The following is a 24855-nucleotide window of genomic DNA, read 5'->3' as shown; positions in this document are numbered from 1 at the left end:
ATTTTCCAATAATGAACTTGGAAAAAAATCACCACCGGGTCAAGGACAAGCCCGCAAGGAACGCCGCCGCCATGTCTTCCGCCCCAGAGCCTCCCCCCCGCCCCGATCCCGCGCCGGCCGCATCGTCCCGCGATACCGCCGGTTCCGTCTGGCGGCTTTTCTCACCCGGCTTGCTGCCGGCCACCCTGATGCTGGGTGGTGGTGTCACCCTGTTCGCGGTGGAAACCTATGTCACCGCGACGGTGGCGCCTTCCATCGTCCGGGACATCGGCGGACTGGACCTGTTCGCCTGGCTCACCACCCTGTATGTCGCGGCGGCGGTCCTGGGCGCGCAATTCGTCGCCCTACGTCCCCGGACCCTGGGCCTGCGCGGCGTCTACACCGTGGGGGCCTTGGTGTTCAGCGCCGGCAGCCTGGTCTGCGCGGCGGCCCCGGCGATGCCCGTGGTGTTGCTGGGGCGGGCGGTGCAGGGCCTGGGCGCCGGCATGTTGTCCGGCCTGGCCTATGCCTTCATTCGCCATGTCTATCCGGAGCCGCTGTGGCGCAAGGCGTCCACCCTCTATGCCGCCATCTGGGGCGTCGCCACCTTCCTGGGCCCCACGGCGGGGGGCCTTTTCGCCGGCGGGGCGAACTGGCGCTACGCGTTTTCCATCCTGGTGCCGCCGGCCCTGCTGATGGCGGCCAGTGCGGGGCGGTTGCTGCCCCGGGTGGCGGATGAGCGGCAGGATGCCCGCCCGCCCTTGGCCCAGATCAGCCTGTTGCTGGCCGCGGTGCTGCTGGTCAGCGCGGCCGGGACGGACGGGCGCGCTGACCTCAAGACGGGGATGCTGGCGGGCTCGCTGGCGCTGTTCGCCGCCATGCTGGGCCTGGAGCGGCGCGCGGCCACACGCCTGTTGCCGCATGGCGCGACCCGGCTGGGGCAGCCCATCGCCCGGCTGTACCTGGTGATGTTCGGGCTGATCATCACCGTCTCCAGCGATGTCTACATCCCATATTTCCTGCAGACCCTCCACGGGGTGGCGCCGCTGACCTCGGGATATCTGGTCGCCTTGGTGGCCCTGGGTTGGACGCTGACGGCCTTTTTCACCGGCACGCTCCGGGGGCGGGGGGCAGTCCTGGCCATCAGTGCCGGGTGCACGTTGGAAGCGGGCGCCACTCTGGCGCTGGCCCCGCTTCTCGGCGACGAGACGGCCTGGGGCGGATGGATGGCCATGGCGCCGGCGGTCCTGGCCATTCTGGCCATGGGGGGTGGCGTCGGGCTGTGCTGGGCCCATCTGGTGGCCGGCGTGCTGAGGTGGGCGGGGGATGCGGAGCAGGACAAGGCCTCCGCCGCCATCGCCACCGTGCAATCGCTGGGGGGCGCTTTGGGGGCCGCTTTGTCGGGCGTCATCGCCAACGGCGCCGGCCTGGTCGATCCGGGCGGCTTGGCCGGTGCCCAGGCGGCCGCCCATTGGCTGTTCCTGCTGATGGCCGCGCCCGGCGCCACCGCCTTCTTTGTGTCGCTGGTGCCGGAGCGGGCGGTAAGTCCCAGCACGCCGCGCAAGGCGCCCACGGAGCGTGAAAAATGAAACGGCGGCGGATCCCCAACGATCCGCCGCCGTCTTTTCAGGCGTTCCTAATCCCGGAAAGGATCAGTCGGCGTCCTGCGGGGCGGGCGGAGGCGGCATGTCGCCGTCGTCATCGCCATCCGGGCCGGGGCGGCCGGGGCCGCCATGCATGCCTTGGTCACCGCCAAAGCCGGGTCCGGGGCCGCCGAAACGGCCACCGCCGAAGCCGTGATGGCCGCCACCGGGGTGATGGCCGTGCGGGCCGATCACATGGGCCAGCATGGTGTCGGCCTTTTCCTTCTGTTCCGGCGTGAAGCTGGCGTACAGCGGAGTCAGCACGGCCTTAAGCTCGCTGATGTGCTTGGCATGTTCGGCCGCCATCTTGTCGGCACGGTCCAGCCGCTCGGTCAGCGAGGGCGGGGCGGGCGGCTCGACCGGCTGGCCGGCCTTGCGGGCGGCCTCGACCTTTTCCCAGCGCGCCTTGTGCTCGGCCTCAAATTTCTCGGCCTTCTGCTTCATTTCCTCGGCATCGGCACGGACCAGGGTCTCGAACTTCTTCCACTGCCCTTCCTGGGCGGCAGTGATTTTCAGTTCGGCCTTCAAGAAGGCCAGGCGGCCATCCACATGTTCCCACGGGCCACCGCGATGGTGCTCACGCGCCATGGGCGGCGGGGCCGAATGGGAAGAATCCTGGGCGAAAGCGCCAGCCGCCACACCGACGGCAAAGACGCCGACCGCCAAGGTCGAAAGGAGTTGGGTACGGAAGCGGGACATGGATCTACAAGCCTCGTCAGGTTCATCTTCGCCGTTCTAGAACCGGCTAAGCAGATATACGGCCCAACTTGGGGAAACTGTCGCCCGACGCTGATGAAACCTTAAGAAGCGTGTCACTACCCGGGTATCTGGGATAGTCTGAAACAACAGCCCGCCCCACCGATACAGGGGCGGCGGATAGGGGAGCCGCCGGCAGATGGGCCTACTCCCCAGGGGGACCGTGGTCGATGCAGGGAATGGACGAGGAGGCCATCTGGCGGGATGAGGGGGAGGGGGCGACCGCGCTCCAAAAGCCCACCAACCTCCCGCCCTGGAAAATCCTGGTTGTCGATGACGATGCCGAGGTTCACGCCCTGACCCGCATGGTCCTGAACAGGTTGCGCTTCCGCGACCGCAGGGTGGAAATCGTGTCGGCCCATTCGGCGGCGGATGGGTTCAAGATCCTGGCCGAGGGGACGGACATCGCCGTCGTCCTGCTGGATGTCGTGATGGAAACCGACGATGCCGGTCTGGTGCTGGCCCGTCGTATTCGCCGCGAATTGGGCAACGAGGCCACACGCATCATTCTGCGCACCGGCCAGCCGGGCGTCGCACCGGAGGAGCAGGTCATCGTCGACTATGACATCGACGACTATCGCCCCAAGGCGGACCTGAGCGCCGCGCGCCTCACCACCACCATCATCACGGCGTTGCGCTCCTACGGGCACATCGTGGCGCTGGAGGAGAACAAGCGCGGGCTGGAACGCATCATCGACAGCGCTGCGACGCTGTTCCAAATCCGCTCCATGCGCGACTTCGCCACCGGCGTCCTGACCCAGGTGGGCAGCTTCCTCAGCTGCGGGCCCCAGGGCGTGATCTGCGTCCACGCGCCCGAGGGGCAGGCCCTCAGCGTGCTGGCGGCCAGCGGCATCTATGCCCACCTGGGCGGCCATGCCGCCGCGGGCATGCCCGGCGCGGCCAGTCCCGGCGGGGTCATTGCCAGCGGGGCCATTCCCGGCGCGGGCCTGATCGAGCGGGCGCTCAACACCCAGCAGTCGCTGTTCGTCGATGATATCAGCGTCTTGCATATCCCCAGCCGTGAAGTCGGCCGGACGGTGGTCCTGATCAAGGCGCAGGAACCGCCTTCGGCCATGGATCGGCACCTGCTGGAGCTGTTCGCCACCAAGATCCCCGCGGGCTTCGACAATGTCAGCCTGCTGGAGGGGCTGGAGGGTGACGTGGCCCGCCGCACGCGGGACCTGAAGGCCACCAACGCCATGCTGACCGAGAAGCAGGAGCGGCTGGAACGGCAAGCCCATGACCTGGCGGTGCTGGCCCGCGACCTGGACCGCGCCCGCGTACAGGCCCAGGCCGCCAGCCAGAGCAAATCGGAATTCCTGGCCAACATGAGCCATGAGATCCGAACCCCCATGAACGGCGTCATGGGCATGGTGCAATTGCTGCTGGATACCCCCCTGAACGAGGAGCAGCGGGGTTTCGCCCAGGCCATCCGCGAAAGCGCTGAGGCGCTGCTGGGCGTCATCGACGACATTCTGGACATCTCGAAGCTGGAGGCGGGAAAGGTCGAACTGGAGATCGTCGACTTCTCTCTGGGCGGCCTGCTGGACGGTGTCGCCACCATCCTGGCCCCCCGGGCGCGGGAAAAGGGCCTGGCCTTCAAGACCGGGCTGGTGGAGGGCGGGGAGGCGGCTGACCCCCATCCCGGCATCGCCAACGGCAACCGCGACGAGGGTGACCGGCAGGTGCTGGTGCGGGGCGATCCCACGCGCCTGCGTCAGATTCTGGTCAACCTCATCGGCAACGCCATCAAGTTCACCTTGAGCGGCCAGGTGGCCGCCAGCCTGGTGCTGACACCCGTGCCCCGCCCCGGCGGGGGCAGACCAACCTTGATCCTGCGCGGCGAGGTCAAGGACACGGGCATAGGCATCAACGCCGAGCAGGCCTCCCGCCTGTTTGAAAGCTTCAGCCAGGCCGACACCTCCATCACCCGGCGCTTCGGCGGCACGGGCCTGGGCCTCGCCATTTGCCGGCAATTGGTACAGCTCATGGGCGGCACCATCGGCGTGTCCAGCGAACCGGGCGTGGGCAGCACCTTTTGGTTCTCGGTCCCCCTGGAACCGGCCGAGCAACCCTTTCAGGAGGGCTTTACCGCGCCTCTCCCCACCCGTCGGCCGTCGCCGGCCGTCTGGGGCGGCAGCAGCGCGCCGCCCGTGCCCGCGCAGGGGCGGGGCGTGGGGCGGTGCGTCCTGCTGGTGGAGGACAACCCGGTGAACCAGGAGGTGGCCAGCCTGATGCTGGCCAAGGAGGGGTTCGAGGCGGTGCTTGTCCAGGACGGTGTCGACGCGCTGGAGGCGGTGCGCTGCCGCCGCTTCGACCTGGTGTTGATGGACATCCAGATGCCGCGCATGGACGGCATCGAGGCCACGCGTCGCATGCGCGCCATGGGCGCCCGCATGCCCATCATCGCCATCACCGCGAACGCCATGGCCGGCATGCGCGAGGAATACCTGGCCGCCGGGATGGACGACTATGTCGCCAAGCCTTTCGACCGGGGCCATTTCATCGGCAAGGTGGTGCATTGGGCCTGCGGCCAGCCCGCCCAGCAGGAGGCCCCGGTGGAGCCGGTTGCCAGTGTGCCGCCCCTGTTCGGCATCCTGGCGGAGGACAGGCTGGGGGAACTGGCCACGATGGCGGCCCGGCCGGATTTCATCCGCATCGTCAGCGGCTTCCTCGCCTTGGGCAAACAACGGGTGGAAACCTTGGCCGAGGCGGCGCGGAACCGGGATCTGAAGGCCTTGAGGGCCGAATCGCACGATCTGATGGCCACCGCGGGCACCTGCGGGCTGATCCGATTGCAGGATCTGGCCATGGCCCTGCATGAGGCGTGTGTCGCGGCCGACCTGGACCGCGCGGTGGCCGTCGCCCAATCGGCGGTGGAGTTCGGCCGCCAGGATTGGGAACTTCTGCGCGAACGCTTCCTGTCCGACGCGGAGGATACGCCACCGCCGGCCCCTTAGGCCCAGCCCTCCGATCGCATAAATAAAAACGACCGCCCCCAGAGTTTGGGGCGGCCGTTTTGGATGAGCCGGGATGCTGTTAAGACGCTTACTGGAACGTGGTGTCCAGGGCGCGCAGGGTCCACAGCGCCTGCTCACGCTCCTCCGGCTCGATACGCTCCGCACGGGCGCCGTCCAGGGTCACCCGCCGGGTGTTGCGCACCACGGACGCGAGGTAGGCCGGGTGGGCGCGGTAGACGAACAGGAAGGACTCGGCGGTGGCCACCAGGTCGGCATCGCCCAACGCGCGGGCCATTTCCTTTTCCACGGTCAGGCTCAGCGGCACCGGGTCCTCGGGGAAAGCCTCGGGGAAGCGGCGGCTCAGCTGGGCATGCACCCGGGCCATGTCCTCCGGCAGTTCCAGCGGCGTGCCGGCAACGCGGGGCAGGGTGATGGCGGCGCCATCGAAATCGTTCACCACCACGCGGGGCGGCCACAACACGTGGGGCCGATCGCTGGCGTCGTCCTCACGGCCACGCCCGCCACCATGGACGGGGCGTCCGCCAGGACGGCCGCGCTGCTCACCCCCGTGGGGGCGGCTGTCCCGGTTATCCTGGTGCCGGCTTTCCAGCGCCCGGTAATTGGGGCGGAAGTCGGAGTCCGGCCGTTCATAATCGTAATGGGCGGGGCGGTAGGGACCGTCACCACGGGACTGCCGGCGCTCACCAAAATCGGGTTCCGCTTGGCGGTCCCCCCGATCAAAGCGACCGGTGTCACGATCGGCGCCGCCGCCTTGGCGGCTGCGCACCGGCGTCGGGGTCCGTTCCAGGACGACGACACGCTTTGTTGCGCCGCGGTCACCAACGGTGCCGCGCTGTGCCGCGTCGAGAGTCAGTTTAGTTTCAAAGCCCAGCGGCTTCTTGAGAGATAAAGTTGTCATGGCATCCATCCCGGCTCAAGGCAACGATACCAGTTTTTTGCTGCGGTGCCGCAACCAGAAAGTCGGTTCCACGCCCTCGTTTGATGCAGCCTTGATTTAACCAGCGTGCATGCCCCGAGCCTTCGCGTGCCAAGGCGTCCCTGTGCGGTCATCTCCAAGCCCATCGTATTAACGGGTACATGAAAACGTTAATGAAACCGCAGGCGGAACGAGTATTGGCTGAAAGGCGGTTGGTGGCGACCCTGTTCGGCATCGTCGTGCCCCATGGTCATCACTATCAGGCCTAGCGGTTAAGGAAAGTTTTACAAGGACCGCCTGTAACGACAGGCACAGGCAGTATTGATGATTAATGCCCGCATGTCCGCCACGCATCCGTTGCAGGACGGGCAAAGCCGGCTGACCTTGTGCCCGGATCGCCCTTACGGGGCAAAGGCACCCAAATGGTGGGCGACTCCAAACAAAAAGCCGGACGGCGACAATGATCGTCGACGCCCGGCTTTTAATCAAACCACGATATGGATGGTTCCCATCCATGCCGCAGCGCAAAACGGATAGGCTTAACGGCCTTGGGGGCGTCAGCCGTTATGGTTGGCCAGGGACTTGGCCAAGGCCATGATGCTGTCACGCACCGAGCTTTCGGTGATGCGGGAATAGGCCCGCACCAGCTCCAGGGTTTCACGCCGCTCGCTGGGCGGCCGGCCGCCCTCCACCGCCGCCTCGATGGCCGGTGCCGGGATCTCGCCCTGCGGGCCCAGGCCGTCGAAGAAGAAGCTGATGGGAACGTCCAGGACCTGGGCGATCTTGTGCAGCATGGAAGCGGAGATGCGGTTGGCGCCGCGCTCATACTTCTGCACCTGCTGGAAGGTCAGGCCAATGGCCTCGCCCAGCTTTTCCTGGCTCATGCCGATCAGGGTCCGGCGAAGGCGCACTCGGCCACCGACATAACTGTCCACGCTCGTGCCCGTCTCTTCTTCGGCAGCCAGCATGGTGCGCTTGCGGGTCTTGCTACGGCCGGTGTTCGGCTTGTCTGTCGTCATTTCCTAAAATCCTGTCGCACGTGGGGGGCGAGGCGTTTTCCCGGACAGCGTCATGGCAACCATCGCCAATCCGGGGACTTGTCCTCATTGACCACCGTCATCAAGGGCCGATACACGGCACCCCCTGCACGGGATCGTCTCCTTTGCCGTTATCCGGGACGGCGCCACCGAGGCTCCGCTGTCAGCCGTTGGGGAGGCGACGCGCGAGCACCAGAGGGATACCGTTCCGAAGCGGTCTGTATAAGGACATCGTAAACAAGTTTACATACGGTAAATAAGGGAATTCCTTTATCCCTGGTAGACTACAAAGTAGGGGATAGAAGCCCCGACGACACCCCTGTCCTGCAGTGGTATCCCCTTGTGCGCTGGCTGCGGGCTTATTTACGCCCGGGCCACCATAAAGGTGCATCATAGCGTCACGGACACGCGGCTTAAGGGCGCAGGTCCGCCTTACCGACGCGGCGCCATGCCTAAAAAGGAACGTCGGGCCCTAAAGAACGCTGCCCCCCAAAAGAACAACGGGGCGGTGCCCTCGGCCCGCCCCGTCGCGACTCGCCTCATTGACGTCCGTCCAGGCGACCCAAGACGGCCGCCCGGACAAGCGCACCGGTCAAGCAGTCCTCATCAGGCGGCGACGATGGCGGAGAGGAAATCGGCCACGGCGCGCTGCAGTTCCTTGGCCTGCACGGACAAGTCGCTGCTGGCGGTGAACACCTGGCTGGTCGCCAGGCCCGTGTCATTGGCGGCACGGGCCACGGTGCCGATATCGCCGCCGACGCGGGTGACGCCCTGGGCGGCGTCGGTCATGGTGGCGGCGATGGCCTGGGTGGCGCGCGCCTGCTCGGTGATGGTGCGGGCGATCCCGTCATTCACCTGGTCGATCCGCATCACCGCCGCCACGATGTCCCGGAATGCCTCCACCGCCTGGGCGATGGCGGCCTGCATGGCGGCGATTTCCTGCTGAATGTCCTGGGTGGCCTGAGCGGTCTGGCCGGCCAAGCCCTTCACCTCGCTGGCGACCACGGCAAAGCCGCGGCCGGCCTCGCCGGCGCGCGCCGCCTCGATCGTGGCGTTCAGCGCCAGCAGGTTCGTCTGCCCGGCGATGGTCTGGATCAAAGCGACCACGTCGGTGATGCGGCGGGAGGCCACGGTCAGGCGCTCGATCAGTTCGCTGGTGCCCTTGGTGCTGTCGGCGGTGGTGCGGGCCAGCTTCGCGGCCTCGCCCACGCTTTCCAGCACATCGGCCGTCGTGGCACGCAATTGTTCCGCGGCACTGACGGCGCCCTGGATGGTGCCGTTGGCGGACTGGGCCGCGCTCTCCGCGGCGGTGGCGGCGGTGGAGGCGCCGGCGGCGGTCCGCGACACGGCGCGGGCCGTTTCCACCAGGCCATGGGCGGCGTCGGTGACCGAGCCCAGGATGCGGCCCGCCTTGGTCTCGAAGGACTGGGCGGTGTCTTCCAGGGCGCGGCGGCGCATTTCCTCGGCCCGCGCCCGTTCCTGGTCACGTTCCACGTTAAGGCGCTCCACCGCGCGGGCGTTGTCACGGAAGACGGACAGGCTGTCCACCATCTCACCGATCTCGTCCTTGCGGGCGGTGGGCAGGACCACGTCCAGCCGCCCGCCCGCCAGCTCGCGGGTGGCACCGGCCACGGCCAGCAGCGGCGACAGCACGCCCCGCATCAGGAACAGGACCGCCACCCCGCACAGGACCAGGCCCAGCGCCGTGCTGGCCTGGATGCCGTGGTTCAGGTCATCGATCACCCCCAGCGCCGCCTGGTTGCCAGCGCGCACCTGGGCCTGATCGCCCTTGGCCACCAGCTTCATGGCCTCCGCCATGCGGTCCAGATGGTCGTTCAGGCCATCCACCTGGGCGGACAGCTTCAGCAACTGATCCGCCGGGGCGGAGCTCTTGCCCGCCAGTGGCTTCAAGGCCATGGCGGTTTCCTGCAGGGCGTCGAACTGCGTCTTGGCCATCTGCACCTTGGTGGCCACGTCGCCCAGCGGGTTGTTCTCAGCGGTGCCGTTCGCGCGCTCCCGCGCGGCGACGCGGCGCACCTCTTCCAGGCCGGCGGCGTAGGTGCTGGCGATGGCCCGCAGGGAGTTGTTCAGTTCCGCCGGCTCGGCCACCGACAGGGTGCCCATCAGCGTCTGCGTCAGCAGCACCTGCACCTGCATGTTCTTCAGGGTGGCGGCCAGGCCCAGGTCTGCCATGGCCCCGTCCGTCTGCGCCGTCGTTCCCTCCAGGATGGCGCGCGACTGCCGGGCGATGCCGATGCCGATGGCGCTTTGCAGCAGAACCAGGAACAGCAGCGTGCCGCCCACGGCCATGAATTTGGAGCGCAAGCGCGTGGGATGCGGCACCAGGCGCGCCAATAGGCGCCCCAGGCGGCTGGCCACACGCGCGACGCCGGCCCCGGCGGGGCCCTTGAACAGCGGCGCCAGACGGGCCGCAACGGCGGTCTTGAGGGCGGGCAGGCGGGCAGTGACGGCGGCGAGGCGGGCGGGGGACGTCTGGCGCATGGGGGGCGGCCATCCTGACAGAGGCAAGGGAACCCCAGGGGACGGGCCACCCGGAGCCATGCCACCTTACAAACCGCGGCGGTCGCCGGATAATCACAGCCATGTTAAATTTGGATTTATACTTTGTGACACACTCCTAAAATTACCGAAAATGCAATGCATCTTCGGGATAGGATATCCAAAGACGTACTCAGCCGCCGCTCAGGCGCCGGCCGCCTGCGTCTGCGCCCGCTCTTGCGGTTGCACGGCGGTTTCAGGGCGCGGCGTCCACCGCTTGAGGCCGAACCAGGGACGCAGGACGTTGATGCGCCGGACGATCTCATACGTGGCGAAGCAGCCCGCGAAGGTGATGACCACCAGAAGCGTGGCTTCCAAGCCCTGGTTCAGGCCCAGGAGCGCCAGGTTGTGGCCCGCCACCACGGTGATGGTCTGATGGACCAGGTAGAAGGGGAATACCGCCTGGACCAGATACCGCAGCACAGGACTGTCCCGGTTCAGGTGGCGGGCGCCGAAGCCCAGCGCGGCGACGATGGCCCCCCATTGCTGCGCGGCGTACACGACACGCATGGGCACGCGGATGCCCCAGGGGGCCGGCGGCGCGCCGAAAGGATAGGCCCAGGTGTAATAGGCGACGGCGGCATAGGCGGGAAGGGCCAGGGCCAGGCCCCACCAGCGCCACCGAACGAACCCATCCCGCAGGGGAAGGGATTTGGCGATGAGGAAACCGAACAGGAAGGCCGTGAATGACAGGATGTGGTTGTACCAGTCGTGCAGCAGCCAATGGGTGATGGGAAAGCGTAGTTGCAACATGTCCAGCGCGCACAGCGCCAGGAACGGTAGGACCACCAGCCGCCAGCCGGTCAACCGGGCCTCCAGGATATCCCCCACCGCGCGCAGGCGCTGTCCCGCCATGGCCAGCAAGACCGAGAGCGCCAGGCTGTAGGCCAGCAGGTAAGAGACGAACCACATGTGGTTGTAGGTCGGCGTCGTTAGGCAGTCATTGACCCGGCACCAGTGGCCGGTACCGCTGAGGTACTTGAGGTAGAAGGCGGGATAGTAGGTTTCCACCGGCGTCACCGCCTGTTCGATCACCTGGTAATAGGTCTGTGGCGGCACCAGGACCAGGACGGCGAACACCAGGGGAGGGACCAGACGGGCCACCCTCGCCTTGGTCAGGGCGGCCACCGTCATCTTGTCGGCCATGAAGCGGGTGGCAGCGCCGGAGACCAGGAAGAGCAGGGTGAGGCGCCAAGGACTGGTGGCCATCAGCACCGATGCCATGCCCGGAACCTCGCGCGGGCTTTTCACATGCCATTCCCAAGGCCCGTAGAACATGCCGACGTGGAACACGATCAGCGTGAAGAACGCCAGTACCCGGATCCAGTCCAGGTCCGGACGGCGGGTGACGGTTGGCGTCGCACGGGAAGGCATCATGTTCTTTCGGCCCCTGGTCGTAAGACGTGTGGCGGTCGCGTGTACCGCTGCCCTACGCTGATCTTTGGAGAAAGGGCAGGCCATTTCCCTGACGCGAACGGCTGGTTTTAAGGGGCTGGCGGGGACGGATGGTGGCGCGGAAACGGTGAATGGTTGAAAATATGAGACGGGCGGTGGATCGTTTCCTGGCCTTCTGGAGTACGCCGAATCTGAAGGCCTGGGCGCTGGTGTGGCTGGGTTTCGCCTTTCTTCCCACGACCATCAACGCCTTCACATTGCTCACGGAATACGAACGTACCAACCAGGACATCCCGGGGTGGGAGCCCTTCCTGCGCGAGTACTCCAGCGGCATCGCGTTGCTGCTGGTGCTGCCCCTGGTCCGCTGGTCCATCAACCATGCCCCCACCTGGACGGAGGCGCCCGTACGCTGGGTGGCCCAGTTCCTGGCGACGGCGCTGGCCTTCGGCATCCTGCACCTGGCCGCCGTGACCGTGATGCGCATGGCCGCCTATGGCGCCCTGGGCCAGGGGTACGGCCTGGACGATCTGCGGGATGACCTGCCCTATGAGATTCGCCGGGTTCTGCTGACCTATTTGCTGATCGTGCTGGTCGTGGTCGGTGTCCGCCACCTGATCCGCCTGTCGCGCTCCCTGGCCCTGCTTGAGGCGGCGGCAAACGCCGTTGCTTCCCCCGCGACGGGCGCACCGCCAACCCACGCGGCGGAGCCTGGACGCCCTCCTGGCGCGGAGCCGGCGCGGGTGGAACTGAAGGTCGGGTCACGGCGTGTCTACCTGGCACCGGCGGAAATCCTGCTGGTCCGATCCGCCGGCAATTACATCGAGGTCGTGACCGCCGAAGCCGTCCACCTGGTCCGTCGCACCCTGGCGGATTTCCAGGCGGACCTGCCCGTTCCGGAGTTCGTGCGGGTCCACCGTTCCCATGTGGTGAACCGCGGCGCCATCCTGCGCATCGACAGCCGCCCCTCCGGCGACATGGACCTCACACTGCGCAACGGGGCCGTCATTCCCGCCAGCCGGCGTTACAAATCAGAACTTTTCTAGAATAGATGTATGCCCAAGCGATTATCGGCCATGGGCCGTGAATCGCCGGAGGTATAGGTCTAAGGTCCGTTTGAAGTGGGACCGTGCATTGGGCCAGACTGCGATGGTCGATGGGGTGCGCTGTTCTACAAGGTTTCACACCTTGAGATGAAGTGCCCGCGGAGACGGGTGCCCCAAGTCCGGCCCAACCGGCATTGGTTGGCGCTAACTCTTGTTTTTTGTGTTGGCTTGGAGGCCCTGCCGACCGATGGACGCCTTGTCTTCGCACGCCATTCTGGCCGCGATCGTCGACTCGTCGGACGACGCCATCATCAGTAAGACGCTGGATGGCATCGTCACCAGTTGGAACGCGGCGGCGGAGCGGATGTTCGGCTACACCGCCGAAGAGATGATCGGCCGCAGCGTCACCGTTCTGGCGCCGCCCGGACGCGAGGCGGAAATGCCCAGCATCCTCGCCCGGCTGAAGCAGGGGGAGCGGATCAGTCATTTCGAGACCCTGCGCCGCCACAAGGATGGCCACACGCTGGAGATCTCGCTAAGCGTGTCGCCCCTGCATGACGGCGAGGGCAACCTGATCGGCGCGTCCAAGATCGCCCGCGACATTTCCCAGCACCGCCGTTCCGAACGGCAGATCTCCTTCCTGATGCAGGAGGTCGACCACCGCGCCAAGAACGCGCTGGCGGTGGTCCAGTCCATCCTGCGCCTGACGCGGGCCGACACGGTCGATGATTTCGTGGCCCTGGTGGAGGGACGCATCTCCGCGCTGGCCGCCATCCACAGCCAGGTGGCCAGCCGGCAGTGGGTGGGCACCGACCTGGACAGCCTGACCCACATCTCGTTCGATCCTTTCGATCCGGGCGGTTCACGCGTCACCTGCAGCGGCCCCCAAATGGTGCTGGGGCCCCAGGCGTCACAGGCCATGGGCTTGGCGTTGTACGAACTGGCCGGCAACGCCGCCCGCTTCGGCGCCCTGAACCACCCGGACGGCCACATCGACCTGTCCTGGCACAGCGATGACGAGGCCCTGTCCCTCAGCTGGCGCGAATGGGGCCTGCACGATGTCCGCCCGCCCCTGCGCAAAGGCTTCGGCCTCACAGTCTGCCAGTTACTGCTGGCGGGGCAGTTGGGCGGGCGTCTGAACTTCGACTGGCAGGACGGCGGCCTGGCCCTGGGCATCAGCCTGCCGCGCGCCAACCTGACTGCCTGACACCCGCACCGTCAGGCGATCAGGCCAGTTGGGGCCTTTCCGCCAATTGCCCGGCCGGTCGGGGTTTCAGCCCGAACCAGGGCCGCAACGGGTTCACGCGCCGCACCGCCTCATAGACGGCGAAGCAGGCGGCGAAGGTGCCCAGGATCAGCAGCGGCGCCTCAATTCCCTGGGGCAGGGCGGCCTTGGCCAGGTAATGGCCCAGGACGACGGTCACCGTCTGGTGCACCAGATAGAAGGGGAAGACCGCCGGAACCAGATAGCGCAGGGCGGCGCTGTCCCGAGTGAGGTGGCGGGCGCCGAAGCCCAGCGCGGCAGCGATGGCCGCCCACTGGTCGGCGGCATAGACAAAGCGCATGACGGCGCGCAACGCCTCCGGCGGGACGGCATCGTCGGCGCGGTAGATCCAAGCATAGGTCGCGAAGGCGGCATAAGCCGCCAGCGCCACCGCCAACGCGGTCCAGCGCAGGCGCATGAACCCCTGGCGTAGGCTTTCGACGGGGGCCGTGAGGAAGCCGAACAGGAAGGCGCTGAACGACAGGGCATGGTCATACCAGTCGTTGACGATCCAATGCGTCATGGGGAACCGGCTCAACAGGGCAAAGCGGATCACTCCCAGGAACAGGATGGGCAGCACCAGCAGGCGCCAACCGCCCAAGGCCCATGCGACGCCGCGCTCCAGCCGTTTCAGCGCCGGCCCCGCCACGGCCAGCAGGCCGCACAGCACGAGAGTGTAGGCCAGCAGATAGGCCACGAACCACATGTGGTTGTAGGTGGGCGTCATCAGGCAGTCGGTTCCGCGGCACCAGTGGCCGCTGCCGGTGACGTACCTCAGGTAAAAGTCGGCGTAGGGCAGGGCCTGGTCCGGCACCTTCTCCACGATCTCGAAAAAGCTCTGCGGCGGGACGATCACGAAGATGGCCAGCAGCAGCGGCGGCAGCAGCCGCGCCACCCGGGCCCGGGTTAGCGCGCGCACATCCACCGTGCCGGCGATAGCCATTTTGCCCGCCAGGAAGCGGGTGGCGGCGCCTGAAACCAGGAACAACAGGGTCAGCCGCCACGGGCTGGTCAGCATCATGATGGGTTCCAGCGCGGGCACCGGATGGGGGGTTTTCACATGCCAGTCCCAGGGCACGTAGAACATGCCCACGTGATAGAGGATCAGCAGGAAGAAGGCGATGACCCGGATCCAGTCCAGGTCATACTGGCGCGTCGAGGGGGAGGCAGGGGCGGAAACGGACATCGGCGGCGCATCCTCATGATCAAGCTGGCCGTGCGACCAGCGTTGGCGCTACGCTGCATTCACCCGGCAGCCCGCCCCAAGGCCGGTGGGCACCGGCGGCGGGACAAAAGGCGCGGATGGGGATTGAACGGCGATGTCCACGGCACCAACGGTGGGACCAGCGGCGCAAGCGGTGATGCTACCCGGGTGGCGGCTGTCGGCGCGGGGAACCTGGGCGCTGGTTTGGCTGGCCTTCTATCTGCTGCCGACCACGGTGAACATTTTCTCGGTGTTCACGGAGCACGAGCGCGGCGGCGCCAGCCCTATCGCCCCCTGGGAACCAATCAGTTGGGAGTATTCCAGCGCCATCGGCGGCTTCGCCGCCCTGCCGCTGGTCTATCTGGCCGTCAATCGGTCCGCTTGGGCCCGTGCACCCTGGCGTACCCTGGGGCTGCACATCGTCACGATGCTGGGCTACAGCACCGTGCATGTCGCCATCATGATGGGGCTTCGATCCATTCTCTATGGCCTCGTGGGCTGGACCTACCATGTGGGGCCGCTGACCCGCGAATTTCCCTATGAGTTGCGCAAAGACACCATAACCTACCTGGTCGCCACCGCCATCCTGACCATGGGGCGCCAATTGGTGCGCCTGTCGCGGGTGGTCGCCCTGGTGGAGGCACAGCAGGCGGCGGGGGCGGCGCCCCTCCCGGCACCCACACCGCCCGTGGAGCCGCCGCCGCGCCTGGAACTGAAGGTCGGCACCCGGCGGGTGTTCGTGGCGCCGCAGGAGATCCTGCAGGTCAGCGCCGCCGGCAAATATGTGGAGGTCATGACGGCGGAACGGGTGCATCTGGTGCGCCGGTCCCTGGCCGACATCCAGGCCGAGTTGCCGCCCCAGCTGTTCGTGCGCGTCCACCGCTCCCGCCTACTGAACCGCGCGGCCATCCAGCGCATGGACAGCCGACCCTCCGGCGACCTGGACATCACGCTGACCACCGGCCTGACCGTAACCGCCAGCCGACGCTTCAAGGCGGATCTGCTGGAGGGCTGACAAGCGCTTATGCGTCAGTTCTTGGACGCAGCCTTCTTGTCCAGCGAGGGGCAGCTATCGACCGGACCTCGGGTCCAGCGCATAGGTGGATGACGTTCTCCCGGCACAGCGGGACAGGCGACGTAACCGCGACTAGTTACAATTTCCTCCACAGTAATCGCAGCAATGAGAGGGGATATAAGCGTTAAAATTAAGCCTATCGATGCCAAACTAATACAAACCATTACAAGTATGGCAGGAACATTAAAACGCTTACTCTTTTTATTCGATAATTTCTTGCGACCTCTATTTATATTTAATTGCGGCTTCGGAATTATCGCTAATGCCGAGAAAGAGAAGCAAAATAAAAATACAGGAACCGCCTTATAATCAGAATTATTTATCGCAACAATCTGCGCATTATTACCGATTTCACCGAATAGTGCGTTTAATTTTGATAATCCAAACCATAACGCACCAGCGCCAGGAAGCGCGAACGCCGAGAAAAATAATACGCGTTGGACCCAGATATTTTGAAGGAAGAGCTTCCACATCACCAGTGCGCCAATTCTAATCGTACCCAATCAGCTTTTCGAGCGAGATTCGATGCAATATCCTGTACGTTCTGAGACAAATCATGAACCATATTGCTGTTCATCAACTTTCAAGGCGTATTTTCTGGAGGGGTGACGATGCGTCCCTGCATTAGCCCTTCGACGCGGCCTTCTTCTCCGGCGAAGGACAGCTATCGGCCGGACCTCGGGTCCAGCGCATGGGTGGATGACGCTCTCCCGGCACCGAAGGACAGGCGACGTAACCGCGGTTGGTCACGATTTCTTCCACAGTGATCGCGGTGATGAGAGGCGAGGTGAAGGTTAAAATAATTCCCAGAATCGCCAATCCCATGCATAGCGTCGCGGCGTCAATGCGCTTTGCCTGCTTCGTCACCCGGGGCTGTCCCCGTCTACGCGCCCCAAAATCTGGGGTAGGGCAGAGTGCAAGTGCTGCAAACGCGAGGCATGTTACAGATATCGACAGTTCCTTGATGTGCATGAGCTGTAATTCAATCAATCGCTCATTATTGCTTATATCACGGACCAGGGGAATCAAAGCCGACAACCCAAGCCATAACATGCAAGCACCAGGTAGCGCGAAACCAAGAAAAAATATGGCGCGTTGAACCCAAGGCCTTCGCAAAATCGACTTCCACATCACCAGTGCGCCAGTTCCCACCGCACCCAGTCCGCTTTGCGACCAAGTATAGCGGCGATTTGGTCCACGTCCTGAAATAGGTTCTGAACGATATGGCTGTTAGGCGGCTTTTTGTCCTGCCGTTGTGCAAGGCGGGATGGTGTCCCTAATTCCAGTCACCCGCCGCCGGCCTCATTCTCCCGCACGAAACGGACGATGGCGGCGGTGATGCCGGGGTTGATGGCCAGGCCAGGGTCGGTGTAGGTGGCCAGGTTGCCGGCGCGGTCGTTCAAGGGGGCGTTCTTCAGGACGTGGTTCACGGCCTCCAGCCGTTCCAGACGCACGCCCTGGCGCGCCTGGGACAGGCGGACGGCGTCGGACATATCGACCTGCACGTCGTTGGTCCCTTGCAGCACCAGCACGGGCGCCATGGTGCGGGCCAACTCGGCGGCCGGGTCGCGGGTTAGTTCGGAGATCAGGTAGGGCTGAACGCTGGGTCGGAACAGGCTCATCAGCGGCGGCGGCACCTTGGTCACCGGCCGGCCCTGTTCCAGCAGGGTGATGGCCTCCAGCGCGGCTTTCTGTACGTCCAGGGGCAGGTCCGTACGCGGCAGCTGCTGGCGCAACAGGTCGCCGAACGTACGGCCGGGGGTGGCCACCAGGATCAATCCGGCCACGGGTACCCGTTGCGCCAACAGGGTGACGGTCAGCCCGCCCTCGCTGTGCCCCAGGAGGAAGACCGGGCCGAGGCCCGGCTGGGCGCGCAGGAAGGCCAGCCATTGGCCGGCATCCTGCACATAGGTGTCCAGCCGCAAATCCTCCTCACGGATCAGGGCGCCCTTGCTGGCGCCCACGCCGCGTTTGTCGACCCGCAGGCTGGCGATGCCCTTCAGAGCCAGGGTTTGCGCCAATTGGCGCAAGGCGTCGGTCCGCAATGACGGGCCGTTGCCGTTGCGGTCGACGGGGCCGGACCCGGGGAGCATCAGCACCGCCGGAATGGGGCCCGGCGGCGCCATGTCCGGCAGTTCCAATGTGCCCGCCAACGGGCCGGGGCCACCGTTGATGGCCACCTCCTGCTCGACGGCGCGGGCCGGCCCGCTGGCGATCAGCAGCGCCAGCACCAAAGCCCATCCCCAATGTCCTGGCCGCATCGCCCGCCCTCCGTCACGCACCGCCTGGGGCGGATGCCGGAAACGGCGCCACCAGGCCCAAATAGAGATCCCGCATGCGCCGCCCCACCTCGGCCTCGCCAAATTCCGGGTCCACCACGGCGCGGCTGCCCAGGCTGAGCCGGCGGCGCAGCGCCGCATTCTGCGCCAGGCGCGACAACGCGGCCGCCAGGGCCGCCGGATCGCGCGGCGGGGCCAGCAGGGCGTTGCGCCCCTCCACCGCCACCTCACGGCTGCCCGGCACGTCGGTGGCCACGATGGCGCGGCCACAGGCCGCCGCCTCCAGCAGGCTCTTAGGCACGCCTTCCCCCCCGCGGGAGGCGAGAACGGCGATGTGGGCGCGGGCCCATACGGTCCGCACATCGCTGACGGCGCCCAGCCATTCGATGCCGGGCTCGGTCCCCCAGGCCCGCAGCGTGGCCTCGGGAATGGCGGCGGGACTGTCGGCATCAGGCGCACCGGCCAGCAGCAGGCGCAAATCGACCCCTTGGGCCCTGACCTGGCGCACGGCCGCCACCAGGTCCTCCACGCCTTTCAAGGTCAGCATGCGCGAAACCTGGGCGCAGGTCACCGGCCCCATCGGCTCGGCCAGTTCCTCATAATGCGTGAGATCGACGCCGGAGCCACGGATGAGGCGCGAGGATGGCGGGCGGGGCCAGCCGGCGGCCAGCAGGGCGGCATCGTCACCGTTCTGCACGACCAGCGCATGCCGCCGCCGCCAGCCGGCGGCCTTCAGGGCCAGGCGCAGCAGCCCCCGGCCCAGGGCCGCCTTGGTACCGGCGCCGGAAAGGCCCAGGCCCAAGCCCGCTAGCGTGGCGACCACGCGGGTGTCCCGCAGGTCGTTGGGGAAACCCGCCAGGAAAAGGGCGAAACCACCCAGCACCGTCGGCTTCACCGCGATATGGTGGATGATGGTCGGCCTTTCCCGCCGGTAAAGCCGCGCCAGGCGGCGGACGTCGCCCAGGGCGCGCAGGGGATTGAAGCTGCCACGGCGCCAGGGCAGGGGAATGACGCGGAACCCTTCCGCGGCGATGGCGGCAGCATCCTTGCCCACGCGACAGGCCACCCCGACATCGAAGCCGGCGTCCCGCGCCGCCCGCGCGGTGGGCAGCCGATGGGAGCGGAAGTACCAGTCCTCCGTCACGACAAAAAGCAAGGTTGGGCGCGGGGCGTCGGACATGGCGGCCAAGGTCGGAGGGATCGGGAACATGGCGGGGAATGGGATAGGTTCTAACGGTTTTCCAGGCCGCTGTCGTATACGACCTGCCGGGCGGTTACACCACCGGGGCGTGGCGAAGGCTGGGCAGCCAGTGATAAGATTTGCAGCAGCCCTAGTGGGCCGAAGGCTATGGCGCCTGTGGCATGGCGCACCCTAAGGTGATTTTTCACCTTAGGGAATTTTGCTAACTCTCTGAAATAAAATAAAACATTTCCTAAGAAAGCGGATGAGGATGACACAGCGCCCGCGTTTTCACCTGGCTTTCCCCGTCCATGATCTGACGGCCGCCCGCGCCTTTTACGGCGACCTGTTGGAATGCCCCGAGGGGCGCAGTTCACCGGAATGGGTTGACTTCGACTTGTACGGCCATCAGATCGTGGCGCATCTGGTTCACGACCAGGGGGCCGACCGGAACCACAACCCGGTCGATGGGCACGAGGTGCCTGTCCCGCATTTTGGCCTGATCCTGGCCTGGGATGACTGGACGGCGCTGGCAGACCGCCTGCGGAATGCCGGCCAGGCGTTCGTGATCGAACCGTACATCCGCTTCAAGGGCCAGGTGGGGGAACAAGGCACCATGTTCCTATATGACCCGAGTGGGAATGCCCTGGAATTCAAAGCCTTCCGCGACGAGTCTCTCATCTTCGCCAAATAGGGGCCCAATAGCACACGACAGTCGTCAGGTTTTTTCCGGCGGCTCTGTCGGAAGCGGCCATACTGGACCGTCCTGGGAAGAACCGGCGCCAAGCCGGCCCACCCCATTCGCCGGAGGAACGTCCCATGCTGTATGCCATCCTGTGTTACCACCGCGAAGATGTCGTCGGCTCCTGGACCAAGGAGGAGGATGATGCCGTGATGGCCAAGCTGGCGCTGGTACACGAGAAGCTGGCGCGGGAAGGGCGGTTGGGCCCGGTGGCCCGGCTGCTGCCCACCACGGCCGCCACCACCCTGCGCAAGGACAGCGACCCGCCGCTGGTGATCGACGGCCCCTTCGCCGAGACCAAGGAACAACTGCTGGGCTTCTACCTGGTCGAGGGGGAGACGCTGGAACAGGTTCTGGACACGGCGCGTGAACTGGGCCGCGCAAACCCCGGCGGCTGCTACGAAATCCGCCCCGTCGGCCTTTATCATCCCGCACCGTCCGCTGGGGCCTGAGTCATGACCGGGCCCATCGACATGGCCTGGATCGACACAGCCCTGGCGGCGGCCCGTCCCCAGGCCATGGGCGCCTTGCTGCGCTATTTCCGTGACCTGGACACGGCCGAGGAAGCGTTTCAGGAGGCCTCGCTGCGGGCGCTGACCGCTTGGCCCCGCAATGGCCCCCCCCGCGATCCCGCCGCCTGGCTGATCTTCGTCGGCCGAAACGCCGCGCTGGACGGTGTCCGTCGCCAGGCACGCCAGCAGCCCCTGCCGGCGGAAGATGTCATAACCGCCGACGACGGCGAGGGGGATGCGGAAGCCGCCCTGGCCGAACGCCTGGACGACGCCGGCTATCGTGACGACATCCTGCGCCTGCTGTTCATCTGCTGCGCGCCGGACCTGCCGGCCACCCAGCAGATCGCGGTGGCCTTGCGCATCGTCTCCGGCCTCAGCGTGGCGGACATCGCCCGCGCCTTCCTGGTCGGGGAAAGCGCCATGGAGCAGCGCATCACCCGGGCCAAGGCGCGCATCGCGCGGTCGGGCGTGCCGTTCGAGACGCCGGGCGCGCCGGAACGGGCGCGGCGGCTGGGAACCGTCGCCGCCATGCTCTACCTGCTGTTCAACGAGGGCTATTCCGCCGGCGGCGACACGGCGGAACGACGCGCGCCCCTGGCGCATGAGGCGATCCGCCTGGCGCGCCTGCTGCTGCGCCTGTTCCCGGCGAAGCCGGAGATCATGGGCCTGCTGGCGCTGATGCTGTTGCAGCAGTCTCGCGCCGCCGCCCGTTTCGATGGCCAGGGCAACGCCATCCTGCTGGACGATCAAGACCGTCGCCGCTGGAGCGCCCCGATGATCGCGGAAGGCCTGGCCCTGATCGACAAGGCCATGCGCCACGGCCAGCCGACCCCGTACCTGGTGCAGGCCGCGATCGCCGCCCTGCATGCCCGCGCGCCCAGCGCCGCCGAGACGGACTGGTCGCAGATCGACCTGCTGTACGCCACGCTGGAGCATATCCTGCCGTCGCCGGTGGTGACGCTGAACCGTTCCGTCGCCACGGCCAAGCTGCGGGGGCCGGCGGCAGCGCTGGCCATGATCGAACCGCTGGGCGATCGGCTGGGGGGCTATTTCCACTTCTTCGGGGCCAAGGGCGCCTATCTGAGCCAGTTGGGACGGACGGCGGAGGCGCGGGTGGCCTTCGACCGCGCCATCGCGCTGGCCCATACCCCGGCCGAAGCCGCCCACATCCGCCAGCATCTGGATCGTCTGATGGACGAGGCGGCGCCCGTTCAAAAATAAATCGCGAAAAATCGCAGGACCTGTCGGAACCGCCCGGCGATGACCGTCCTTGGGGTGGCCCCGCCCATGGGGCCGCCACGATTTCCCATTTGGAACCCTCAAGGAAACGGGAGCAGGTGATCATGTCCGACAGCATCCAGCCCGCGCAGCAGGGCGTCATTCCCCATCTGGTGGTCAGCGACGCCAAGGCGGCGCTGCAGTTTTACGTGCAGGGCCTGGGCGCGGAGGAGGTCTTCCGCATGCCGGAAAAGGACGGTGACCGCCTGCTGCACGCGGAGATACGCGTGAATGGCGCCCGTGTCTTCCTCTGCGACGATTTTCCGGAATACCGGGCGGAGATGGGCGGGACCGGCGCCCCACCCACGACGCTGAAAGGCACCAGCGTGTTCCTGCACCTGGAGGTCGCCAATTGCGATGCCGCCATGGACCGGGCGGTGACCGCCGGCGCCGCCGTGGCCATGCCGGCCATGGACGCCTTCTGGGGCGCCCGTTATGGCCAGATCCGTGATCCTTATGGCCATATATGGAGCTTCGCCCATCCCCTGGGCGCGCCGGGCGAGGCATGCCCCTTGGCCACCGCTGGCGAGGCCGGCTGAGCATTCCGCCAGGACAAGCGGCGCCTGGCAAACCCGACCCACTATAAATCCACCCATGAACAGGGATGCGCACCATGACCGAGACGCCCATATTCCGCCTGTCCCGCCGTTTCGCGGCGCCGCCCCGCCTGCTGTGGTCGGCCTATACGGAACCGGAGCGCTTGCGCCTGTGGTGGGGGCCCAGGGGCTTTCGCTGGGTGCGCGGCGATCTGGACCTGCGGCAGCAAGGGACATTTTTCTACGGGATGAAAGCACCGGAGGAAGCCGGGGGCGCCATCATGTGGGGCAAGTGGACCTTCAGGGACATCGTGGCGCCCACGGTGGCGGCATCCGGTGTGCTGTCCTTCACCGTCTCCTTCACCGATCCGGATGGCCAAGCGATACGCCATCCCATGAGCCCAACGTGGCCGCTGGCGTTGCTCAGCACCACCACCTTCGTCGTTGACGAGGGCGGCACCCGGTTGGATTGCACCGCCGTCCCCATCGATGCCACGCCGGAGGAACAGGCCACCTTCGCCGCCGGCATGGACAGCCTGCACCAGGGCTGGAGCGGGACGTTAAACCAGTTGGAAGAGTATCTGACCCGGGCGCAGGCCGCGTAACCTCCGGGCGACGTGACCAAGACCACGTGACCGAGACGACGTGAAAAGGCCGGGCCCTGATCAGGCGCCGGCCTTTTCATCGAAGAGATGCCGCCTGCACGGGCGCGCGGCCACGGGGATGCCGCGAGAGGCACCTCAGTTCAGTCTCTCTTTCCCCTGCAGTCGCGCCAGCAGGGCCTGGATGTCGGCGGGCAGGGGCTCGGCCACCATGTCGCAGAACATTTCCCGAACCTGATCATCCACGTCATTGCGGGCGGCATCATAGCGGTAGGCATAGGCCACCGGTCGCTGACCGAGCGTCGCCATGGCGGGGGGCAGGACCAGATAACGCTGAAATTCTATGCTTTTCAACCGCTTAGTCATGGCATCCTTCCTGTGACATTGGGCCTATGCCCTTCGTACCCTCCCTAAAGTCTCCAGCAGCGGCTTTGTTCCACGCGGCTGAGCGGATGATGCCCCTTCCGTTTAAGCCGGTCAGGGCAGGCGATGGGGCGTTGGGTGTAGGGAAGGGGTGGCACGTTACCGCAAAATTGCCATTCCTCTCCTTTGAACAGACCAGCCCAGGGCACGCTGGACACTTCGCCGCATAACCGGATCGTAATAGATCATCCGCCAAATAGACCGAATAAATACAGCGATAAACATAGTGTTCTTCCCGAAATACGGAGGGACGCGATCGACAGCGCTTGCCTATAGTCTCTCAACGATACGGACGAATTCTGGGGATAACGAACCTCGACATCGCCCACAATCACCTGCGATTTCTTGATGACGTGAGAAACGCAGCGGGCTTTCACAAAAAGGGGTGATCCATGCCATCCGCTGAGACGACGCCCACCTTCCGTGACGACCTAGTGAAACTCATCCCCGCCATGCGGGCCTTCGCCCGGTCATTGACCAACAACGCCGCCGACACCGACGATCTCGTGCAGGACGCCATCGTCCGGGCTTGGTCCCATGCCGAGCAGTTCACGCCGGGCACCAACCTGCGCGCCTGGCTCTTCACCATTTTGCGGAATCGGTATTATTCAGTAGCCAAGCACCAGCAGCGGGAGGTGGGCGATCCGGACGGCGTTCATACCGCGCGCTTGACCATAGGCCCTTCCCAGGATTGGGGCATCGCCAGCCGTGAGTTGAAGGCGGCGCTGATGAAACTGCCCGTGGAACAGCGGGAAGCGCTGGTCCTGGTGGGCGGCGTCGGCGCCAGCTACGAGGAAGCGGCGGAAATTTGCGGCTGCGCGCTCGGCACCATCAAAAGCCGCGTCAACCGCGGTCGCGCCCGCCTGGCCGACATCATGGGCATGGACCCGGGTGATACCGGCTTGGGCACGCCCACCGGCTTGGGCACCAGCAGCGCCTGGGATACGCGCCCGGTCAGCAGCCATTGAGCCACTGTCGCCCCATCGCAGCGCAACCTGGCAAAAGGATTTAGGTGAAGTGCCTGACAGGAAACCTTGGTCGCGGGATGTCCACCAGTGGCGACGCATGTCCCTGCAATGGCTGGCCGCCGGAGAGCCGGTGATGACCGGGCATGGCCCCAGCGACGCGACACCACCCGTCATCGGGGAAGGGTACCCGGCGCCGCTGATGCCGACGCCATCCTGTGAGGCCTTCATCGTCCACCCGTTGCCCACCGCCCGCGCCGCGTGAGGCTTGGCCACCGAAGGGTGGGCGGGACGAAGGTCCCGTTCGCTCATCACGACCTAGCCCACCGCAGCCTTCCACGTGGACATAGCCAACCGGAAGACTGACACTTCTACTTTGCTCAGGCCTGACGGCGGGACGAAGGTCCCGTTCGCTCATCACGACCTAGCCCACCGCAGCCTTCCACGTGGACATAGCCAACCGGAAGACTGACACTTCTACTTTGC

The 24855-nt window shown here is 66.1% G+C and carries 23 protein-coding genes; 12 read left to right on the top strand and 11 right to left on the bottom strand.

The genetic code is table 11. The annotated features are described in order from the left end of the window. Positions 1 to 71: 71 nt before the first annotated feature. Complete coding sequence (locus tag FBZ90_RS06675; RefSeq protein WP_145730232.1) at positions 72 to 1568, top strand: MFS transporter; 1497 nt, start codon at positions 72 to 74, stop codon at positions 1566 to 1568. Between the two features lie 63 nt (positions 1569 to 1631). On the opposite strand, the gene FBZ90_RS06670 is transcribed toward FBZ90_RS06675, so the two are convergent. Next, entirely contained in the window at positions 1632 to 2321 is a 690-nt protein-coding gene (locus FBZ90_RS06670; protein WP_145730231.1) for a Spy/CpxP family protein refolding chaperone, read from the bottom strand. Positions 2322 to 2548: 227 nt separating this feature from the next. Here FBZ90_RS06670 and FBZ90_RS06665 point away from each other — a divergent pair, with 227 nt between their 5' ends. Beyond that, positions 2549 to 5338 carry a DUF3369 domain-containing protein gene (locus tag FBZ90_RS06665; protein ID WP_145730230.1) on the top strand — a complete coding sequence of 930 codons (2790 nt, stop codon included), beginning with the start codon at positions 2549 to 2551 and terminating at the stop codon, positions 5336 to 5338. 88 nt (positions 5339 to 5426) lie between these two features. Here FBZ90_RS06665 and FBZ90_RS06660 read toward each other — a convergent pair whose 3' ends face one another. From FBZ90_RS06660 to FBZ90_RS06645, 4 genes are all read right to left on the bottom strand, one after another. After that, positions 5427 to 6257, bottom strand: coding sequence for a ProQ/FINO family protein (locus FBZ90_RS06660; RefSeq protein WP_186455641.1), 831 nt, complete (start codon positions 6255 to 6257; stop codon positions 5427 to 5429). Positions 6258 to 6832: 575 nt separating this feature from the next. Continuing rightward, positions 6833 to 7243: a helix-turn-helix domain-containing protein gene (locus FBZ90_RS06655; RefSeq protein ID WP_246130201.1), complete on the bottom strand. Its 411-nt coding sequence runs from the start codon at positions 7241 to 7243 to the stop codon at positions 6833 to 6835. Between the two features lie 675 nt (positions 7244 to 7918). Further along, positions 7919 to 9814 (bottom strand): methyl-accepting chemotaxis protein, encoded by a 1896-nt coding sequence (locus FBZ90_RS06650; RefSeq protein WP_145730228.1) that lies wholly within the window; start codon positions 9812 to 9814, stop codon positions 7919 to 7921. A gap of 201 nt (positions 9815 to 10015) precedes the next feature. Continuing rightward, positions 10016 to 11248 (bottom strand): acyltransferase family protein, encoded by a 1233-nt coding sequence (locus FBZ90_RS06645; protein ID WP_211101923.1) that lies wholly within the window; start codon positions 11246 to 11248, stop codon positions 10016 to 10018. Between the two features lie 149 nt (positions 11249 to 11397). Between FBZ90_RS06645 and FBZ90_RS06640 the strand changes: the two genes are divergently transcribed. Both FBZ90_RS06640 and FBZ90_RS06635 read left to right on the top strand, forming a co-directional pair. Then, positions 11398 to 12309, top strand: coding sequence for a LytR/AlgR family response regulator transcription factor (locus FBZ90_RS06640; protein ID WP_145730227.1), 912 nt, complete (start codon positions 11398 to 11400; stop codon positions 12307 to 12309). Between the two features lie 247 nt (positions 12310 to 12556). Beyond that, positions 12557 to 13516: a PAS domain S-box protein gene (locus FBZ90_RS06635; protein WP_145730226.1), complete on the top strand. Its 960-nt coding sequence runs from the start codon at positions 12557 to 12559 to the stop codon at positions 13514 to 13516. A 19-nt stretch (positions 13517 to 13535) separates the two neighbouring features. Here the strand turns inward: FBZ90_RS06635 and FBZ90_RS06630 are convergent, their stop codons facing one another. Then, on the bottom strand, positions 13536 to 14759 hold the full coding sequence (locus FBZ90_RS06630; RefSeq protein WP_145730225.1) for an acyltransferase family protein: 1224 nt from the start codon (positions 14757 to 14759) through the stop codon (positions 13536 to 13538). A 133-nt stretch (positions 14760 to 14892) separates the two neighbouring features. Between FBZ90_RS06630 and FBZ90_RS06625 the strand changes: the two genes are divergently transcribed. After that, a complete protein-coding gene (locus FBZ90_RS06625; RefSeq protein ID WP_145730224.1) occupies positions 14893 to 15792 on the top strand; it encodes a LytTR family DNA-binding domain-containing protein in 900 nt (299 codons plus the stop codon). A gap of 14 nt (positions 15793 to 15806) precedes the next feature. Here FBZ90_RS06625 and FBZ90_RS06620 read toward each other — a convergent pair whose 3' ends face one another. The 4 genes from FBZ90_RS06620 to FBZ90_RS06605 form a co-directional block, all read right to left on the bottom strand. Then, positions 15807 to 16325: a hypothetical protein gene (locus FBZ90_RS06620; RefSeq protein ID WP_145730223.1), complete on the bottom strand. Its 519-nt coding sequence runs from the start codon at positions 16323 to 16325 to the stop codon at positions 15807 to 15809. A gap of 151 nt (positions 16326 to 16476) precedes the next feature. After that, positions 16477 to 16719 (bottom strand): hypothetical protein, encoded by a 243-nt coding sequence (locus FBZ90_RS06615; protein ID WP_145730222.1) that lies wholly within the window; start codon positions 16717 to 16719, stop codon positions 16477 to 16479. 419 nt (positions 16720 to 17138) lie between these two features. Then, positions 17139 to 18113, bottom strand: a complete 975-nt coding sequence (locus FBZ90_RS06610) for an alpha/beta hydrolase (protein ID WP_145730221.1) — start codon at positions 18111 to 18113, stop codon at positions 17139 to 17141. A 13-nt stretch (positions 18114 to 18126) separates the two neighbouring features. Beyond that, positions 18127 to 19311, bottom strand: coding sequence for a glycosyltransferase (locus tag FBZ90_RS06605; protein WP_145730220.1), 1185 nt, complete (start codon positions 19309 to 19311; stop codon positions 18127 to 18129). A 271-nt stretch (positions 19312 to 19582) separates the two neighbouring features. On the opposite strand from FBZ90_RS06605, the gene FBZ90_RS06600 reads away from it, so the two are divergent. The 5 genes from FBZ90_RS06600 to FBZ90_RS06580 all read left to right on the top strand — a co-directional run bounded on the left by FBZ90_RS06600 (position 19583) and on the right by FBZ90_RS06580 (position 22984). Beyond that, positions 19583 to 20005 carry a VOC family protein gene (locus tag FBZ90_RS06600; protein WP_145730219.1) on the top strand — a complete coding sequence of 141 codons (423 nt, stop codon included), beginning with the start codon at positions 19583 to 19585 and terminating at the stop codon, positions 20003 to 20005. A gap of 125 nt (positions 20006 to 20130) precedes the next feature. Further along, positions 20131 to 20505, top strand: coding sequence for a YciI family protein (locus tag FBZ90_RS06595; protein WP_145730218.1), 375 nt, complete (start codon positions 20131 to 20133; stop codon positions 20503 to 20505). Between the two features lie 3 nt (positions 20506 to 20508). Further along, positions 20509 to 21786 carry an RNA polymerase sigma factor gene (locus tag FBZ90_RS06590; protein ID WP_145730217.1) on the top strand — a complete coding sequence of 426 codons (1278 nt, stop codon included), beginning with the start codon at positions 20509 to 20511 and terminating at the stop codon, positions 21784 to 21786. Between the two features lie 122 nt (positions 21787 to 21908). Then, positions 21909 to 22382 carry a VOC family protein gene (locus FBZ90_RS06585; protein WP_145730216.1) on the top strand — a complete coding sequence of 158 codons (474 nt, stop codon included), beginning with the start codon at positions 21909 to 21911 and terminating at the stop codon, positions 22380 to 22382. A gap of 74 nt (positions 22383 to 22456) precedes the next feature. Continuing rightward, a complete protein-coding gene (locus FBZ90_RS06580) occupies positions 22457 to 22984 on the top strand; it encodes an SRPBCC family protein (protein ID WP_186455640.1) in 528 nt (175 codons plus the stop codon). 135 nt (positions 22985 to 23119) lie between these two features. Here FBZ90_RS06580 and FBZ90_RS06575 read toward each other — a convergent pair whose 3' ends face one another. Beyond that, a complete protein-coding gene (locus tag FBZ90_RS06575) occupies positions 23120 to 23347 on the bottom strand; it encodes a hypothetical protein (protein ID WP_145730214.1) in 228 nt (75 codons plus the stop codon). 449 nt (positions 23348 to 23796) lie between these two features. On the opposite strand from FBZ90_RS06575, the gene FBZ90_RS06570 reads away from it, so the two are divergent. Both FBZ90_RS06570 and FBZ90_RS06565 read left to right on the top strand, forming a co-directional pair. Beyond that, positions 23797 to 24372, top strand: a complete 576-nt coding sequence (locus tag FBZ90_RS06570) for a sigma-70 family RNA polymerase sigma factor (protein ID WP_145730213.1) — start codon at positions 23797 to 23799, stop codon at positions 24370 to 24372. A 49-nt stretch (positions 24373 to 24421) separates the two neighbouring features. Next, positions 24422 to 24634, top strand: a complete 213-nt coding sequence (locus tag FBZ90_RS06565; protein ID WP_145730212.1) for a hypothetical protein — start codon at positions 24422 to 24424, stop codon at positions 24632 to 24634. Positions 24635 to 24855 lie beyond the last annotated feature (221 nt).

This window comes from Nitrospirillum pindoramense (assembly GCF_007827955.1).
Classification (GTDB): Bacteria; Pseudomonadota; Alphaproteobacteria; order Azospirillales; family Azospirillaceae; genus Nitrospirillum; species Nitrospirillum amazonense_B.
Note: the sequence above shows the minus strand (reverse complement) of the source record. Positions and strands in the feature narration are given on the sequence as shown.

Coding starts and splice junctions, on each gene's coding strand:
- FBZ90_RS06675 (WP_145730232.1), top strand. CDS start 72: ATGTCTTCCGCCCCAGAGCCTCCCCCCCGCCCCGATCCCGCGCCGGCC.
- FBZ90_RS06670 (WP_145730231.1), bottom strand. CDS start 2,321: ATGTCCCGCTTCCGTACCCAACTCCTTTCGACCTTGGCGGTCGGCGTC.
- FBZ90_RS06665 (WP_145730230.1), top strand. CDS start 2,549: ATGCAGGGAATGGACGAGGAGGCCATCTGGCGGGATGAGGGGGAGGGG.
- FBZ90_RS06660 (WP_186455641.1), bottom strand. CDS start 6,257: ATGACAACTTTATCTCTCAAGAAGCCGCTGGGCTTTGAAACTAAACTG.
- FBZ90_RS06655 (WP_246130201.1), bottom strand. CDS start 7,243: ATGCTGGCTGCCGAAGAAGAGACGGGCACGAGCGTGGACAGTTATGTC.
- FBZ90_RS06650 (WP_145730228.1), bottom strand. CDS start 9,814: ATGCGCCAGACGTCCCCCGCCCGCCTCGCCGCCGTCACTGCCCGCCTG.
- FBZ90_RS06645 (WP_211101923.1), bottom strand. CDS start 11,248: ATGATGCCTTCCCGTGCGACGCCAACCGTCACCCGCCGTCCGGACCTG.
- FBZ90_RS06640 (WP_145730227.1), top strand. CDS start 11,398: ATGGTTGAAAATATGAGACGGGCGGTGGATCGTTTCCTGGCCTTCTGG.
- FBZ90_RS06635 (WP_145730226.1), top strand. CDS start 12,557: ATGGACGCCTTGTCTTCGCACGCCATTCTGGCCGCGATCGTCGACTCG.
- FBZ90_RS06630 (WP_145730225.1), bottom strand. CDS start 14,759: ATGTCCGTTTCCGCCCCTGCCTCCCCCTCGACGCGCCAGTATGACCTG.
- FBZ90_RS06625 (WP_145730224.1), top strand. CDS start 14,893: ATGTCCACGGCACCAACGGTGGGACCAGCGGCGCAAGCGGTGATGCTA.
- FBZ90_RS06620 (WP_145730223.1), bottom strand. CDS start 16,325: ATGTGGAAGCTCTTCCTTCAAAATATCTGGGTCCAACGCGTATTATTT.
- FBZ90_RS06610 (WP_145730221.1), bottom strand. CDS start 18,113: ATGCGGCCAGGACATTGGGGATGGGCTTTGGTGCTGGCGCTGCTGATC.
- FBZ90_RS06605 (WP_145730220.1), bottom strand. CDS start 19,311: ATGTCCGACGCCCCGCGCCCAACCTTGCTTTTTGTCGTGACGGAGGAC.
- FBZ90_RS06600 (WP_145730219.1), top strand. CDS start 19,583: ATGACACAGCGCCCGCGTTTTCACCTGGCTTTCCCCGTCCATGATCTG.
- FBZ90_RS06595 (WP_145730218.1), top strand. CDS start 20,131: ATGCTGTATGCCATCCTGTGTTACCACCGCGAAGATGTCGTCGGCTCC.
- FBZ90_RS06590 (WP_145730217.1), top strand. CDS start 20,509: ATGACCGGGCCCATCGACATGGCCTGGATCGACACAGCCCTGGCGGCG.
- FBZ90_RS06585 (WP_145730216.1), top strand. CDS start 21,909: ATGTCCGACAGCATCCAGCCCGCGCAGCAGGGCGTCATTCCCCATCTG.
- FBZ90_RS06580 (WP_186455640.1), top strand. CDS start 22,457: ATGACCGAGACGCCCATATTCCGCCTGTCCCGCCGTTTCGCGGCGCCG.
- FBZ90_RS06575 (WP_145730214.1), bottom strand. CDS start 23,347: ATGACTAAGCGGTTGAAAAGCATAGAATTTCAGCGTTATCTGGTCCTG.
- FBZ90_RS06570 (WP_145730213.1), top strand. CDS start 23,797: ATGCCATCCGCTGAGACGACGCCCACCTTCCGTGACGACCTAGTGAAA.